General features: G+C 62.1%; 14 protein-coding genes. 1 reads left to right on the plus strand and 13 read right to left on the minus strand.

The features are described 5' to 3' along the window. Positions 1-5 precede the first annotated feature (5 nt). From VGF98_09320 to lexA, 9 genes are read right to left on the minus strand one after another with little or no spacing between them, the layout of a single operon-like run. Positions 6-1709, minus strand: a complete 1704-nt coding sequence (locus VGF98_09320; protein HEY1681822.1) for a hypothetical protein — start codon at positions 1707-1709, stop codon at positions 6-8. Between the two features lie 9 nt (positions 1710-1718). Continuing rightward, positions 1719-2327: a YoaK family protein gene (locus tag VGF98_09325; GenBank protein ID HEY1681823.1), complete on the minus strand. Its 609-nt coding sequence runs from the start codon at positions 2325-2327 to the stop codon at positions 1719-1721. 30 nt (positions 2328-2357) lie between these two features. After that, positions 2358-3128, minus strand: coding sequence for a type III pantothenate kinase (locus tag VGF98_09330; protein ID HEY1681824.1), 771 nt, complete (start codon positions 3126-3128; stop codon positions 2358-2360). Beyond that, a complete protein-coding gene (gene coaBC, locus VGF98_09335; protein ID HEY1681825.1) occupies positions 3119-4306 on the minus strand; it encodes a bifunctional phosphopantothenoylcysteine decarboxylase/phosphopantothenate--cysteine ligase CoaBC in 1188 nt (395 codons plus the stop codon). Before coaBC ends, VGF98_09330 begins: the two co-directional genes overlap by 10 nt. A 2-nt stretch (positions 4307-4308) precedes the next feature. Then, complete coding sequence (gene panC, locus VGF98_09340; protein HEY1681826.1) at positions 4309-5142, minus strand: pantoate--beta-alanine ligase; 834 nt, start codon at positions 5140-5142, stop codon at positions 4309-4311. Between the two features lie 15 nt (positions 5143-5157). Continuing rightward, a complete protein-coding gene (locus VGF98_09345; GenBank protein ID HEY1681827.1) occupies positions 5158-5460 on the minus strand; it encodes an FHA domain-containing protein in 303 nt (100 codons plus the stop codon). Between the two features lie 19 nt (positions 5461-5479). After that, on the minus strand, positions 5480-6733 hold the full coding sequence (locus VGF98_09350; GenBank protein HEY1681828.1) for a methionine gamma-lyase family protein: 1254 nt from the start codon (positions 6731-6733) through the stop codon (positions 5480-5482). Further along, positions 6730-7863: a PTS transporter subunit EIIC gene (locus VGF98_09355; protein ID HEY1681829.1), complete on the minus strand. Its 1134-nt coding sequence runs from the start codon at positions 7861-7863 to the stop codon at positions 6730-6732. The genes VGF98_09350 and VGF98_09355 overlap by 4 nt, the downstream gene beginning before the upstream one ends. A gap of 43 nt (positions 7864-7906) precedes the next feature. After that, positions 7907-8533, minus strand: a complete 627-nt coding sequence (gene lexA, locus VGF98_09360) for a transcriptional repressor LexA (GenBank protein HEY1681830.1) — start codon at positions 8531-8533, stop codon at positions 7907-7909. Positions 8534-8758: 225 nt separating this feature from the next. Here lexA and VGF98_09365 point away from each other — a divergent pair, with 225 nt between their 5' ends. After that, positions 8759-9037 carry a LysM peptidoglycan-binding domain-containing protein gene (locus tag VGF98_09365; GenBank protein HEY1681831.1) on the plus strand — a complete coding sequence of 93 codons (279 nt, stop codon included), beginning with the start codon at positions 8759-8761 and terminating at the stop codon, positions 9035-9037. Positions 9038-9108: 71 nt separating this feature from the next. On the opposite strand, the gene VGF98_09370 is transcribed toward VGF98_09365, so the two are convergent. The 4 genes from VGF98_09370 to VGF98_09385 form a co-directional block, all read right to left on the minus strand. Further along, the gene (locus VGF98_09370) at positions 9109-9318 is read right to left on the minus strand and encodes a hypothetical protein (protein HEY1681832.1); all 210 of its coding nucleotides are present in this window, start codon (positions 9316-9318) and stop codon (positions 9109-9111) included. Between the two features lie 55 nt (positions 9319-9373). After that, positions 9374-13384, minus strand: coding sequence for a TonB-dependent receptor (locus VGF98_09375; protein HEY1681833.1), 4011 nt, complete (start codon positions 13382-13384; stop codon positions 9374-9376). A gap of 99 nt (positions 13385-13483) precedes the next feature. Next, on the minus strand, positions 13484-14104 hold the full coding sequence (locus VGF98_09380; GenBank protein ID HEY1681834.1) for a hypothetical protein: 621 nt from the start codon (positions 14102-14104) through the stop codon (positions 13484-13486). Further along, on the minus strand, positions 14101-15156 hold the full coding sequence (locus VGF98_09385; GenBank protein HEY1681835.1) for a redoxin domain-containing protein: 1056 nt from the start codon (positions 15154-15156) through the stop codon (positions 14101-14103). Before VGF98_09385 ends, VGF98_09380 begins: the two co-directional genes overlap by 4 nt. Positions 15157-15206 lie beyond the last annotated feature (50 nt).

Consider the following 15206-nt stretch of genomic DNA (forward strand, 5'->3'; position numbering starts at 1 on the left):
AACCACTATAACACGACCGCGGACGTGGCGTCGCGGTATACGATCCTGCCGCAATTGACGGATGGCAGGCGCGTGCTCGACGTAGCGATGACGGCGTGCAACGACCGCGCCTGCGCGCAAACCGACGCATCGAGGCCGTCGATCACGCGAGCGTTTGGGTTCACGATGATGACGGCCCCTGCGGGCAGATCGAACGTCACGATCGGCCGACCGGCGTGCAAGCCGGCGTAGACGGCCGCTCCTCCGAACCGGTCGCGCACGTAGTCGTCGGGATGATTGCGCGCGACGCCGGCAGCCCACGCCCCGAGCAACGCCATCGCACAAACGGCGGTCGCGACGCGCACGCGCTGCGAACCGCGCCAGGCGACGGCGAGCGCGACGAGTCCGGCGACGGCAACGACGAGCGGAGTGTCGTGCGTCGTCGCGTCGTTCGAAAACAACGCCCATTGGGTAGCGACCCCCACGATCGTTCCGACCGAGGCGACGGCGGCGACGGCCCACCGTGCGGCACGCAGCGAAAGCATCCACAACAATCCGAGCGTCGCAAGCGGCAACGCAAATCGCAACGATTCTCCGCTCGCTAATTGCTGCACCGTTCCAAATTCATACGCCGTCGGGATGAACAACAATGCGGCGAGCGAAAGCGCCGCAGCCAACCCGAACGCAGGCTTTCGCCACAACACGATCGACATTGCGCCCGCGAGCAAAAGCAAGCTCCACATCCAACCTGCGTTCCACGATGCGGCGACGAGAACGGACAACGAATGCGGAACGTTGGCGCCGATTGTCGATTGCCATGGATCCGGTATTCTCGTCGACGCGATCGGAACGACGGCGTTTCGAGAAAGCGCGAGATCGCGCAACGACCAGAGGCCGATCGAAGCGACGGCCACTGCGATTCCGAGCAACGTCCGCGTGCGATCGCGCGTCCACGCCGCGCCCGAAGCCAAGGCAAAGATGAATCCGTACGGCTTGATCAGTGCGAGAACGCCCATCGCCGGTGGCCAAAGCCAAGTGAGCGTGCCCGCGAATAAGGCTGCCAGCCAGAGATCGTTGCGCAAGCTGATCAGTTGCGACGCAGCGACCGGAGTTGCAAGCAGCGCGCACGCACCCAACGTTCCAACGAAAGCCGGCGATCCGGCGCGCACCGCCGCCTCGCGTGCCACGGCAACGATCAATGCGGCCGGAAGCAACGCGCCCCATCCGGCCGCGCCGGCTCCGCCGATCGCCAACAGCGCGCTTGCGAACAACTCCGACGCCGGCGGGTACCACCAGTAGCGCGTGTCGGTGGTCCATAGACCGTGATGCACGATCCAACTTGCCGCGTTCGGCAGATGGTAGTGCAACGAATCGCCGTCCATAACCGGCCGCACCGCTACCGGCCACGCCAGTGCGACGAGAACGGTGAACGCGAGTGCAACGTCCCAAGACCCAAGCATTGCGCCGGCATCCGCGAAGCGATCCGAACCGGACGAGCGAATGCGCGCGACGATCGCTACCGCCAACGCAAGCCACAGCGTCCACCAATACAGCACGTCGCACGTTGCCAGCACGAGCGGCAGCAGCGTTCCGAGCACCATCATCGACAGGATGCGAAGCGCTGCGGAAGCGTTGCCGGCGCGAACGGGCGCTGCGATCCACAGACCGGTGTACCACGCCACTGCCAGCAGACCCAGAACGACCGAACCAAGCTCGAACGGATAATGCATGCGCCGGCCTCAGAAGAACGTTGCGGAAAGCGCGACGACGACTGCTGCGCCCCAGAGAGAGCGCGTACCGAACGCTGCCTCTCCGAACGCTCCGGCAATCGCGCCAAACAGGTACAGCGCCCAAACGGCTAGATCTGCAACGCCCGCGCGAGTGCGAGCAGCGACGCGGCGCCCGCACAACGCCATCGTTGCCGAAACCAGCGTGCCGGTGACGTACGTGGTCGACACGCCGTGCATTCCGAGACGAACGGCGACGACGCTCTGCACGCCCATCGATGCCGACAGCGCGATGACGATCGACCACAGCGGAAGAACGTGCCATCCGATCGCCGACGCTGCCAGAAGAATCGCGACGCAAAAGAGCAACGGGCGGCGATAGGTGGATTCGGACGGACGATTGCCGACGGCCGTGGCCGTTATGGCCGCACCCGCCACGAACGCGAGAATCGACAGTAGCGGCAATACGAGACCGATCGTTCCCGGCAGACGCGGCCACCAATGCGCCGCAATCGAGCCGGCCAAGAGCACCGTATTGCCGGTCATGTTGGCGGTGAAGACGCCCGCACCAAAAAAAGAGACCGCGTCGACATAGCCGGCGGCCAACGCCAGAACGAACAAGAGCGTGCGTAGGCGCGGCGCCGGCGCGATTCAGTCCTCCAGCGATGCGTGGAAGAGTTGTAAACCGCGCAGGCTGAGATGCGGATCGACCTCTTGCACGGTCGAGGTATGGCGTGCGAACAGTTCGGCCAACCCACCGGTCGCGACGACGCGCGCGTTTCCGCCGAGTTCGTCACGCATGCGCGATACGATCGCATCGGTCTGACCTGCGAAACCGTACACGATGCCGGAACGCAACGCGTCTTCGGTCGTCCGGCCGATCGCAGAGTTCGGCGAATCGAGGGCGACCTGCGGCAGTTTGGCGGTGCGGGCAATCAGCGCGTCGATCGAGATCGCGATGCCCGGCGCGATCGCCACGCCATCGTAGGCACCGTCGGCGGCGACCGCGACGAACACCGATGCGGTGCCGTAACACACGACGATGAGCGGCGCGCCGAACCGCGCGCGCCCGCCGATGGCGGCCGCTACCAAATCCGCTCCGGACTGCGATGGGTATGCCGTGCGAACCGGGATGACGGTTTGCGTCTCCGGATGCAAGAAGGCCGGCGTTACACCGAACGCGCTGCGACAGACTTCGTCAAAGACCGGATCGAGTTTCGGCACGACGCTGGCGACGGCCGCGGCAGCGACTGCGTGCGGATCGATTCCGCCTTGCGCGAACAACTGTCGAAACAACGTCGCGTATTCGTCGGGGGTCCGGCGCACGTCGGTCGTCACGCGCCATGTCGCGGTCAACGTGCCGGCCCGATCGAAACAACCGAGTTTGATCTCGCTATTTCCCGCATCGATGGTCAAGAGCATCGCATCAACTCCTCGACGGCATTCAACAGCCGCGCCGCAAGCGTCGATTTGTCCGCAGTACCCAACTCCCGGCGTCCGTCGTTGCCCCACAACAGGGTCAGCGTGTTTTCTCCAGCCCCGAATCCCCGTTCGCCACCGACGTCGTTAACGGCGATCGCATCCAGGTGCTTGCGTTCGAGTTTTTCGCGCGCGTTGGCTTCAAAGTTTTCGGTTTCGGCCGCAAATCCGACCAAAAAACCGCCGCCTTTGCGGCGTCCCAACTCGGCCAGCACGTCGGGATTGGCGACCACCTCGAGCGTCTGCACGTCGTCGCCTTTTTTCAATTTCTGCGCCTGCTCGACGCGCGGCCGCCAATCGGCGACCGCTGCGGTCGCGATGACGAGATCGGCGCCGGCGGCATGTTCTAGTGCGGCGTCCATCAGTTCCCGCGCCGTCGTTACGCGAACGATCTCGACGCCCGGAGGCGGTTGCAGCTGGGTGGGTCCCAGGAGTAAGGTGACTAACGCCCCGCGCAACGCCGCCTCGCGAGCCAACGCGATTCCGGTCGCGCCGGTCGACGCGTTACTTAAAAACCGCACGGGGTCGAACGCTTCGCGAGTCGGGCCGGCCGTAATCGCGACGCGTTTACCGGCCAGCGAACGTCGCCGGGCGATGGCGCGTTCGATCGCATCGAGCAATCGCTCCTCATTCGCGAGGCGTCCCGTGCCGGTTTCGCGCTCGGCCAGAAATCCGCGCTCCGGCTCGACGATTTCGTAGCCGCGCGCCGCCAAAATCGCAAGATTGGCTTGCGTCGCAGCGTGTTCGTACATGGCGGAGTTCATCGCGGGCGCGATCAGAATCGGAATGCGAGCCGCCAAGATCGCGGTCGTCAAGAGATCGTCGGCGATGCCCGACGCAAGTTTCGCGATGATGTTGGCAGTAGCCGGAACGATCGCCGCGACGTTCGCCGCCCGAACCAGCCGGATATGCGGGATCTCTTCGGGTGCGTCCCACAACGACGTAAAGACCGGTCGTGCGGTGAGCGACGAAAACGTGAGCGCGCCGACGAAACGCTCCGCTTCGGCCGTCATCACGACATCCACTTCGGCGCCGCGTTGCACCATGGCACTCGTGAGAGCCGCCGCCTTGTACGCGGCGATCCCACCGGTGACGCCCAAAAAAACGCGCGCGCCGTTCATTTTTAACCCTTCGGTTCGACCAGCAGGTTATCGATCAGCCGGGTCGTTCCAAAGCGAGCGGCTCCAATGACGAACGCCGCACGATCGATGTGGTCGAGCGTTTCGAACGTCGTCGCGTCGACGGCGTCGAAATAACCCGCTACCCCCGGTTCGGACAAGACCCGTTCGGCCACGGCGCGCGCACGCTCTTTGGGCGCACCGCGCAGCAATTCGTCGCGCATCGCTTCGAGCGCGCGATGCAACGATGGCGCCGCCGACCGTTGCGTTTCGTTGAGATATGCGTTCCGGCTCGAGAGCGCCAATCCATCGGGCTCTCGCACGGTCGGAACGATCGCGACGTCCACGCCGAACGCGAGGTCGGAGATCATGCGCCGCAACACCACGGTTTGTTGCGCGTCCTTTTGCCCCAACAGCAAGATGTCGGGCTCGGCGACGTGCAGCAACTTCGCCACGACGGTGGCGACGCCGCTGAAATGTCCGGGACGCACCGCGCCTTCGAACGTCACGCCGGCCGGACCCGGATCGATGACGGTGCTGAAGCCGGGCGGATACATCGCAGCGGGGTCGGGAGCGAACAGCACGTCCACGCCGGCAGCGGCCAGTGCCGCGCGATCGCGTTCGAGGTCGCGCGGATACGCCGCAAAATCTTCTTGCGGACCGAACTGCAGCGGGTTGACGAAGATCGACACGCCAACCGACGCGCAGCGCTCGCGCGCGGTGCGCACCAATTCTAGATGGCCTTCATGCAAAGCACCCATCGTCGGAACAAAACCGAGCGGACGGGGGAGCGCTGCGAACGTGGCGCGCGCCGCTTCGATCGTTGTAACGAGCTGCATTGGAGTGCGGCGAGATTACGCTCGCGTCACCCGCAGGACGGTGCGTCCTATTGTGAACGGAAGCCCGACAGCCAGACACGCGTCGCCCTGGACGGGCTGGCCGTCGAGTTTGACGCCGTTTCGACTGTCCAGATCGGTGAGGACGATCGCGCCCTTTTCGATGATGCGCACGCGCGCGTGCCGTCTCGAAACGTAGCGATCCAAGGAAATACAGGCCGCCGCGACCGCGTCGTCCCGCCCGATCGTGATCTCACGTTCGAACGGCCACGTTTTACCGTCCAGCGGGCCGCTTAGGACCTCGAGCAAGTACATCCACATTTTGCCTTCTCTAGCGCGGTCACAATTCCGCCACGGACTTCGCCGCCGACAGAGCGCCGAAGCGTACGTGATCGGCCGACGTTCCGCCCTGCAAGTACACGTCGAACGGTGGGCGCAACGGCGCATCGCACGAGAGTTCGATGGTTGCCCCGGCTACGAACGCACCGCCCGACATGACGACCGGGTCGCGGTAGCCCGGGACGGGACCGGGCTCGGGCCGGAACCGCGCGTTCAATGGCATCGCGGATTGCAAACCGGCCGCGAACCGCAACAATCGCTCGGACGAGCCCAAACGAATGGCCTGAACGATATCGGTGCGGCGTTCCCCCGGTTGCGGATCGACGGCGAAGCCGAGTTCGTCAAAAAGCGCGGCCGCAAAATCCAGGCCGCGTAAGCATTGTTCGACGACGGCCGGTGCGAGAAAAAGCCCTTGCACGAACGCCCGGCCGAATCCAAGTGTCGGCCCCAACGCATCCCCTAAGCCCGGCGCGTAGAGATAGGCGGCGACGCGATCGACGACGGCGGCCGTACCGGCGATATATCCTCCGCCCGGCGCGATCGAGCCGCCGAGATTCTTAATTAACGAACCCATGATTGCATCCGCGCCGGCATGCGTCGGTTCGCGTTCCTCGACCAGTTCGCCGTAACAGTTATCGATCAGCACCAACGCATCGGGATCGATCGCTTTGACCGCGCGAACGGCGCGCGCACATTCGTCGACCGGAATCGACCGGCGCGGCGCGTATCCGCGCGAACGTTGCAAGAAGACGACCGAAGCACGCTCTTCGGACAGCGCGCGTTGGAGCGCGCCGGTGTCGACCGTTCCGTCGTCGCACAGGGCGATCTCGCGATAGCGCCGGCCGCGCGCGACCAGGGAGCGCGGATCGTCGACGATCGCGTTACGCAACGTGTCGTACGGACGTCCGGTTGCGGCCAGAATGCCGCTGCCCGAGGGCGCGCATGCAGCTAATGCGACGACGATGGCGTGCGTACCGCTCACGATCGAGAGACGCGCCAGAACGCGCTCGGTGCCAAAAATGCGCGCGAGGAGCGCCTCGTACGTAGCGCGCGCCGCGTCGTCGTACCCGTATCCGAACGTACCGGTTAGATCGCTCTCCGCGATGCCTTGCGCGAGAAAGGCATCGAGCACGTTGAGCGCAACCTCGCGCTGCGCGTCGTATACGATATCGCGCGTCCGTTCGTGCGCGCGTTCGGCAGCCAGGCGAAGTGCGGACGGCAGCGACAAGCGATCGCACATACGGTGGAGGCTCATACGCTGAGAGTGCTTTCCAGATGGCGTTCGTACGCGCGGACGAATGGGTAATACACGAGCGTCGCGATGCCGATGTTGATCGCTACCAATGCGACGGATCGTACGTCCTGGGTCGCTACATACGCCGAAACGAACGACGGAATCGACGACGGCACGTAAAACGCCGCGCGCGCGACGAAGCCGAACGCGACGGCTGCGTACGTCAGCGTCGCGAGAATCAGCGGAGCGAGGATAAACGGCACGATGAGATATGGATTGAAGACGATCGGCAAGCCAAAGATCAGCGGGTCGTTGATGTTACATAGCGCCGGAAGAATCGTCAGACGGCCGATCCTCCGCAGATGTTTGACGCGCGAAAACGACAGCATCGCAGCCAACGGCAGCGTCGACCCCGATCCTCCCGGGAAAACGAATAGAAACAACGACGTGACCACGATGAACGGCAATGGCGAGTGTGAGGAATATGCGTGCGTGTTTTGCATCTGCATCGTCAGATAGACCGGCGTCACGATCGTAGCCAGCAATGCCGGTCCGTGGACCCCGGCCGACCACAACAGCGATTGGGCGAGCACGATGACCACCAGCGCGAGGTAAGAATCGCCCATGCGTGCGATCGGGTGCATCGCCTCGGCAATAAGGGCCGACGGAACGACCCCAAGCAGCGCGAGTCCCAGGAAAAACGCTATCGCCGTTGCCGCAGCGAGCCATTGACGAGCGACCGATTCGCGCGACCGCAGCAACCACGCGAAAAAGGCCGTTAGACCGCACGCCATCATCGCCAAAAACAAACCCGAAGGACCGACCGCGCGCAGATACGCGACGACATCGGGAGCTCCGCGATGCGGCAACGCAGCCAAAAAAGCCAACGCGCTGCCGGCGACCATCGGGATGGGCGCGTAGCGCGCACACCTGGCAAATCGCAACGGTAGTGCGACCGCCAGAACGGCCGCCATTACGCCGAAGGCGGGCAGCAGCGCGCCGGCGATGCGTAATCCAAGGGACGAGCTGTGACCGAGAGCCGCGGGCTGCACGAACAACACCGCGACGAAGGCGACGGCTAGACCACCGATACTCCAGGGGAGCGCCTCGCGCACGGCGACGACGAAGGGCCAGTCTCCGAGGCGGCGCATGACGGGAACCGCCCGCCGCTCGAACCAGGCAAAGAGTGCGGCGCTATAAGCGCCGGACGACGGCCTCGACTCGGCCGAGGATCTCGACATCGCTCGCGTAGATTGGCGCCATGCTCGGATTCTCCGGCTGCAATCGGACGCGACCCGTCTCCCGGTAGTAGCGCTTGACGGTCGCCTCGCCGTCGAGCATGGCGACTACGATTTCGCCGTTTTCGGCCGTACGGCGGGGCCGGACGACTAAGAGGTCGCCATCCAAAATCGCCGCGTCGATCATCGAGTCGCCCTGGACGCGCAGCATGAACGCGTCCGACGCGCGCGGGACGAAATCGGCCGAGAGCAAGAAATCGCCCTCGATATTTTCGGCCGCAGTGATTGGCACGCCGGCGGCGACCTTTCCGACGATCGGCAGCAGGACGCTGTCGCGAATCGGTTGCTGATCCAAGCTGCTCGAACGCAGCGCTCGAGGCTTGGTAGGATCGCGCGAGATCAACCCGCGACGTTCGAGCGCTTTCAAATGGGCGTGGATCGTCGAGGTGGACGACAGGCCGACCCGCTGGCCGATCTCACGAACCGACGGCGGGTAGCCGTGCTCGGCCCTGAAGGCGTCGATCGCTGCCAGAACCTGCGTCTGCTTTTCGGTCGCAGGCCGTTCGCCGGTCGATCCAGCCATAATTCTCTCCCATCCGAGGCGCGACAATGCCACCCATATGGCACCTCAAAACGGTATCACCGTACCATATTCTCAATTTCTTGGCAAACATACGTTCGATAAATCTTGACATCGCTTGGCAGCTTCGTGCTAAAATGTAGTGGACGAACAGACGTTTGGCCCTAAATATGGGATTTCCGACCGAAAACCGGGTTTAATCGTACGCTCGCAGGGGAGAAACAAAAAGTGGTAAGGCGCAAACGGTTCACGCTCATGCCGGCGATCGCGCTGGCGGCCCTCAGTCTAATCGTAGCGCTGCCGACGCTCTCGAGCATGCGGCTCTATGCCGCCGGCGCTGAGCGGTATGCCAACGTTACGGTGCACCCAGGCGACACGTTGTGGTCGATCGCCGCGGCGCACGATGCCGGAGGCGACATCCAGCAGACCATCGATACAATCGACGCGGTCAACCACTTGCATGGGGCTGCTCTGCAGCCAGGTCAGAAGCTGCGAATCCCCGAGTAGTTCCCGAAAATCAGTGATGTGCGAAGATGGCGCCCCTTGGGCGCCATCTTTATTTTTGGCCGGCGGGCGCTTCAGCGCCGCGAGACGAGCACGATGCTGTGACCTTCGTGCTCGTCGAGAAACGCGAAGCCCTCGGCCATCCACGAGTCGAGGCCCCCGGTCGAGTGCTTCGAGACCTCGCGCACGATGTGGGTGCGGTCTTTGAGCCACCGCAGCTCGCTGCGCGTCGTCACCGGAAAGATTGCGACCTCGCAATCCTCGCACTTGTAGCCGTATTGCATCGGTGCCAGCGCTTCGCTCCGCAACGCTCCGGCCCCGCCGCGCTCGAGCGCTCCCCTACAAACGCACCTGTACGGTCATGTATACCTGGAACGGCGAGGCGATCTGGCTCGTCGAGGGCGCGTAGGCCTGATCGAAGATCTTCGGGTAGCCGGCCGTGCCGTTCACCGACTGGTGCGGCGAATTACCGTAGAAGTATCCGGCGCCGGCGGTATTGTACGCTTCGCCCGGCGACCAGCCTAAGTACTCGCTGTTCGGATAATATCCGCAGATGACGCCGTTGGGCGGGTATGCCGCCGTCCACGGCTCGGCCGAACCGCCGAAACACGCGGTCATGATGTTTGCAAACATCGCGCTCGCATGGATGCGGGGCGTGATGTCGTAGCCGATCTGCGCGCCGAGATTAAACTCCCACGGCTCGCGATATTGCGCGATACCGTCGAACTTGCCGGTCACGGGATTCGGTATCGAGATTTCCGACGCGCAGGTTTGGTAATCGCCGTACTTCGAGCCCGGCACTATTCCGAGCTGGCCTTGGTTATAGATACACGACCGCGGATCGTATCCCGCGAACTCGGCAGGCGAACCGTACTGCGTACCCTCCCAAAGATTGCCGGTCGCGGTAATTTGGAAGCGGTTGTGCTTGTACGATAGAAATCCGGCAAACACGTTCGGTGGAATGATCGTCGAACCGTCGCCGTCGTTCAGTCCGTCTGGGAAATAGTTGGCGTAGGTCGGATAGAACGCGGTCAGCGGATACTGACTCGCGAGTTCGGCATTGGTGTACGTGAACTTGTAGTACGGGTTGTACACCGCGTCCGATTTCTTACAATTTTCGGGCTTACCATTGGCATAGCACTGCGCGCCGCCGTTGATCTTTTCCAAGCTCACGAACGGTTTTAGCGCGCTCAGCAAGGTCGAGACGATGTTGGTTCCGTTGATCAACGAGTACTTGAGCTGCGAATACGTATACGTGTACGAAAGCTGGCCCGAGAAGCCGTTTCGCGATGCGTCGCCTTTTTGGATCGCGACTTCCAAGCCTTGCGTCTTCTGCGTGCCGGAGTTAAACGCGCCGGCGAGGCCACCCGGAAGCGCCACCGACACCGATTGATTGGACGTATACCGATAGTACGGCGAGATCTTGTAGCTCCAGTCCGTGCCCTTCAACCGCTGTTCGAACGATGCATCGAAGTTGTTCGAAAACTGGACTGGATTGTTGTGCACGATCGACGCGTAGCCATTGTTGTAATATGACGAATCGTACAGATTGGTCGCCATCTGGTAGCCGTCGGGATACGTCAGCACTTGCTCGTCGGCGGTCGGCGTCGGTTGCGTGTACCGTCCGTACGAAAAGCGGAAGACGCTATCCGGATTGAACGCATAGGTCAGCCCGAAACGCGGCGATTCGGTGTTATTGGTAATCGTTCCGCTGCCACCGAGCGTGATTGCCGGTACGCCGTGTTGGCCTGGATGGTAGAGTTTATCGCCGGTGAGCGGATCGGTCGGACATGCGACACCGGGAGCGGTCGTTAAGTAGGACGGATATCCGTCTGGAACCAGCCGGAAGCGATCCCGGCCGTTGTTAAAGTCACTCTGATTGACTTGTTGCAATCCGCGCGGGTCGACGCACACCGTCGCGTTGATTTGGGCGAACCAGAACTGCTGCTCGGCAGACTCGTAATTACCCAGACCGTATCCGTAGCTTTCGAATCGAACGCCCGCGTTGATGTCGAGCTTGTCACTTGGCCGCCACTCGTCTTGCAGTGCGGCGGTGAGAAATTTTGGACTGACGGTGTTGATGTTGGCATTTTGTTCGAGGTTCTGCGTGAGCTTCCACGTCGTGCCCGCGGGCGTATCACCCGGAACGGCTTGCAGGCACCCAAAGGTTTTTCCCACTGGACAATTGTTCTGGCCGTGTTGCACTGCATTCACCGGAGCGCCGGCAAGTGCCGATAGGCACGATACGGGATCCCCGGCTTGCAGCGACTTCGCATAACCCGGGTCGATTAGGCCGCCCTTCTGCTGGTTATTGTACGCCGCATAGCAGCTACCGTCGGGGGCCTGCAGCGTTGCGATCGGGGTGCCGTTTGCAGAGAACGTATACTGCTGGTTGTTGTTGCGCAACACGCTTGCCGTCGTATAGCTTGCCGTGGCGGACAAGAGGTTTTGCTGGTTGATCTGGTCCGAAAAATCGAGATTGAGACCGCGCGTATGCGTATTCAGTTCGTAGTCGCCGGCCGCTCCGCCGCCGACGTAGAACGGCGTCAGGCCGTAGTTGGGATCGGTCATCAACCAGTCGGAGTAGAACGAATACGCGAAGAATCGCAGAAAAGCGCTAGATCCAAAATTCTTGGTGTACTGTACTTTGATGATCGAGCCGTTATTGTTGGTATCGGAGTTTTGATACGGAGAAAATCCGGAGCCGAATGCGCGGTCCGTAGCCGTGCTCGGAAAGTAATATGGTGCTACGATATTCGGCGAGCCGAGCGCGGATTGTCCGAATTTCGCGCCGACGATCTGTTGTGCGTCGTAGTACGGGGCGGGAGAATACCCGGTCGACGCACATGGGGGCGACGCACCGAACTCGTTGAAAAGATTGAAATACGCGCACATTCCAGCATACGCCGGCATTTGCGCCGCCGGCAGCGCATACTTCTTGCCAAATAGGTTGACCATAAACGAGTTGTACGCACCGGATCCATTGGGGTTGCCCGCCGGCGAAAGGTACTGTTGAAAGAACGGCAGGCCGCCGAACGTCGAGAGGTTATCCCACGAGGTCGTCTGGTAGAAAAAATTGTCGTAGAGCAGTTGAACGTCGTCGCGTCCGCCGTCGTTCTTATGCGGAATGCCGATGTGGAAGTTAATGACGTTTTCGCGATCGCTCAAATCGTCGCCGCCCAGTGCGACGGTCCCCGTCGCTTCCAACGGACTGTACACGTTACACGTGCCGAGCTTTTTCTGGCCATAGATTTGGGCGATGAGCGGCGAGAGATACGAACCGTTGGCCGGCGCTACTGCGCCACCGTCGATGCACGTCGACCAGGGTCCGCGTGCGCTGGTTCCCAGAATTTCTTCGGGTGGAAGTAACAGCGTATTGAACGAGAAGCCTTGCACCGCATACGGGTTGTCGCCGTCGGGATTGAGATTACCACCGTTCTCGTCGTTGTACTCGTATGGGATTTGATTGGTACCGCGAATGCCGACGTACCACGAGAATAAACGGTCTGGCGTCGAGCCGCCGGCCTCGACTTCGGCTTTGTGATAGTAGGCCGGCGACCCGACGCCGAGGGTCGCGTTGGCGTATCCGGGAAACGTTCCGGTCTTGATGACCTGGTTGATGTAGCCGCCCAGCGTCGGAGACGTCGCGTTAGCGGGACCACCGCCGGTGTACACTTCGACCGACGAAGCGCCCAAGTTGGACAGCGAGCTGGCCTGATAGTTGTCGAACGAACGGTTGACGGGCACGCCGTCGAACTCGTAACCGATCTGGTTATAGCTCGAACCGTGGATGAAAAAGACTTGCCCGAAACCGTAGTTGCCCGGCAAGCCTAACACGCCGGGCTGCTGGTAGATTGCCGAATACGAGCTATCGAGATTGTTGCCGCCGGCGCCGGTGGCGAGCTGCGCTGCCGTCGCCGAGTTGACCGCGTAGACGTCGACCGTCGTGCCCGGTTGCACCAACGTCCCGCGCGCCTGCGACGTCACGTTCGCGATGTTCTTCAGCGACTTGCGAAGCAGCAGTTGAAGGGTCAGGTTTTGATCGGCGAAGACCGTCACGCCCGCGGTCGACGCGCCGCCGAATCCGTTCTTATCTGCCGTGACGACGTATGTATCGGGTGCGAGGGTCAGAAACGCGAAGTGCCCCGAAGCGTCCGAAGTCGTCGTGGCATTTTGCGATGGGGACGAAGCTCGAACGACCGCGCCCGCGACGGCGGCGCCGCTTTCGTTCACGACGCGGCCGCTCAGCGCACCGGTCGTGCCGGCCAAGCCCCATGCCGGAGCGAGCAAAAAAGTGATCGCACAAATACCGGCCGTGCCAACCCGCCGGACGATGCCACGAATACTCATAGCCGCGCTCCTCCACCGTTTATTGCGTGAATCCCAATTTTGTCAGCTTTCGCTCGCGCGCTTAGAGTCCTACGATTGATGCCGGCCGGTTTTCATCCTTTACCAGTGCAGCAAACCGGCACTGTGAGGGCGCACCCACACGACGAGATCCCAAATTGTCGGAAATTCGAAAATCGTGCCTACGTCGGTGGCCGATGGTACGCGTCCGAGTTTAACCAGTGTCTCTGCCGACGGATCGCTCAAACTGCCGCCGGCGGCCGTGAAGTCGTCGTTCCAAACCCATTGGTCATAGATCGTTTTCTTCTGGCTTGGATCGACGATCGTATAGTGCACGTGTCCGTTAAATTCGTACCAGCGTCCGGCGTCGATGCCCCATAGGACGGGACGCGCTTCTTGATGCGGACGCGGCACGGAAAAATCGGCACCCAAGAGATTGCCCGACACGTCGTACCAGAGCTGACTGGGATGGGTTGGGTCGGAGTTCCAACGACGGTCGGCGTAGCTGACCGCGCCGGTATCGTCGATGCCGGTGTAGCGTACGTATCCGGCCTTTTCCGCATCGGTAACGCGCGGAAAGCGATGTAACAAATCGATACGAACCGTGTCGACGAACGACTGCTCCGAAGGCGAGAGCGGGCCGGTATTGGTCGGCTGCTCGTCGGCACGCGCGAGGGTCGCGGTCGCAAATATCGCGCAGAGCAAGACGACGATAATTTTCATGGATGCGGAACCTCGCACGACTCGAATGCAAAACTGTACAGCCCCAGTCCGTATTGCTGTGGGGACAGGCGCAGCTCGTATTGGCCGAATGCGGGGTTCGCAACGAGATCGTAGGCGCGCGCGGCATCGACGATTACGAACGACTGGCCCGCGGAATCGAAGCGAATGTCGCTGCCGGCGTCGGCGCGCGACAACGGGCGTCCGTTCTGCGTCACGTCGACGTGAATCGCGCTGCCATTTTCAGGTTTCATGACGGCGACCACTTGGATCGCGTGATAGGCCAGCGCCGCCGAATCGCTAGGGGCGGTGGTGACGACCGCGTCGGACGAACGCTTCCAATAGCCTTGCAGATACAAACGGCCATCGACGTGGTGTGCGCTGTCGAGATATTGGTTCTCGCCGCCGGGCTGCTCGAACGCGCCGGCGTTTGCGACCGGAACGTGCTTCACGATCAGCTCGGCAGTTTGCGGATAGCACACGGCGCCCGGTTTGTCGTAACTATCTTGGGCCAGCAGCGGAACGACCGGTGGAAGCCCGTGCACGCCGCCGGCCTCCAACAGCCGCTGGATCTCGCGTTCGGTATCCTGATAGCGCCCTTCGCCGAAAACGCTTTCGACCAGCCGCCCGCCGCGATCGTACAGATATTCGTGCGGCCAGCCGTCGTTGCGATATTGATTCCAAATTGCGAGGTTCGCATCCATCACTACCGGCCATCCGATGTCCAATCGGCGGACGGCAGCTTGGACGTTGACGGGTTGCGCCGAAAAATCGAACTCGGGTGTGTGGACGCCGACGATCGTAAAGCCGTACTTCGCGTAGCGTTTGTACCACTCGCGCAAATATGGCAACGTACGCAAGCAGTTGACGCACGTGTACTCCCAAAAGTCGACTAGCACGATCGACCCGCGCAACGAGTGCGCGTCGATGGGGCCGCTATTCAGCCAGCCGGTGTTACCCGCAAACGACTGCGGTCCGTAGGGTTCGGCGGCAGGCGAAGCAGCATACATGGATGCCGCTAGGACGAGCGCGACGACGAGTCGGCGACCCCTCATACTTGGCTAACGATGAATGCTTGCATTGCGTGACCGCGTTCGGAAGGAGT

It is taken from the genome of Candidatus Tumulicola sp. (genome assembly GCA_036490475.1).
Lineage (GTDB): Bacteria > Vulcanimicrobiota > Vulcanimicrobiia > Vulcanimicrobiales > Vulcanimicrobiaceae > Tumulicola.

Bases quoted from the DNA above. Each gene is read 5' to 3' on its own strand.
- coaBC (HEY1681825.1), bottom strand. From the start codon at position 4,306: ATGAACGGCGCGCGCGTTTTTTTGGGCGTCACCGGTGGGATCGCCGCG.
- VGF98_09345 (HEY1681827.1), bottom strand. From the start codon at position 5,460: ATGTGGATGTACTTGCTCGAGGTCCTAAGCGGCCCGCTGGACGGTAAA.
- VGF98_09380 (HEY1681834.1), bottom strand. From the start codon at position 14,104: ATGAAAATTATCGTCGTCTTGCTCTGCGCGATATTTGCGACCGCGACC.
- VGF98_09320 (HEY1681822.1), bottom strand. From the start codon at position 1,709: ATGCATTATCCGTTCGAGCTTGGTTCGGTCGTTCTGGGTCTGCTGGCA.
- VGF98_09350 (HEY1681828.1), bottom strand. From the start codon at position 6,733: ATGAGCCTCCACCGTATGTGCGATCGCTTGTCGCTGCCGTCCGCACTT.
- VGF98_09370 (HEY1681832.1), bottom strand. From the start codon at position 9,318: ATGCAATACGGCTACAAGTGCGAGGATTGCGAGGTCGCAATCTTTCCG.
- lexA (HEY1681830.1), bottom strand. From the start codon at position 8,533: ATGGCTGGATCGACCGGCGAACGGCCTGCGACCGAAAAGCAGACGCAG.
- VGF98_09330 (HEY1681824.1), bottom strand. From the start codon at position 3,128: ATGCTCTTGACCATCGATGCGGGAAATAGCGAGATCAAACTCGGTTGT.
- VGF98_09375 (HEY1681833.1), bottom strand. From the start codon at position 13,384: ATGAGTATTCGTGGCATCGTCCGGCGGGTTGGCACGGCCGGTATTTGT.
- VGF98_09355 (HEY1681829.1), bottom strand. From the start codon at position 7,863: ATGCGCCGCCTCGGAGACTGGCCCTTCGTCGTCGCCGTGCGCGAGGCG.
- panC (HEY1681826.1), bottom strand. From the start codon at position 5,142: ATGCAGCTCGTTACAACGATCGAAGCGGCGCGCGCCACGTTCGCAGCG.
- VGF98_09385 (HEY1681835.1), bottom strand. From the start codon at position 15,156: ATGAGGGGTCGCCGACTCGTCGTCGCGCTCGTCCTAGCGGCATCCATG.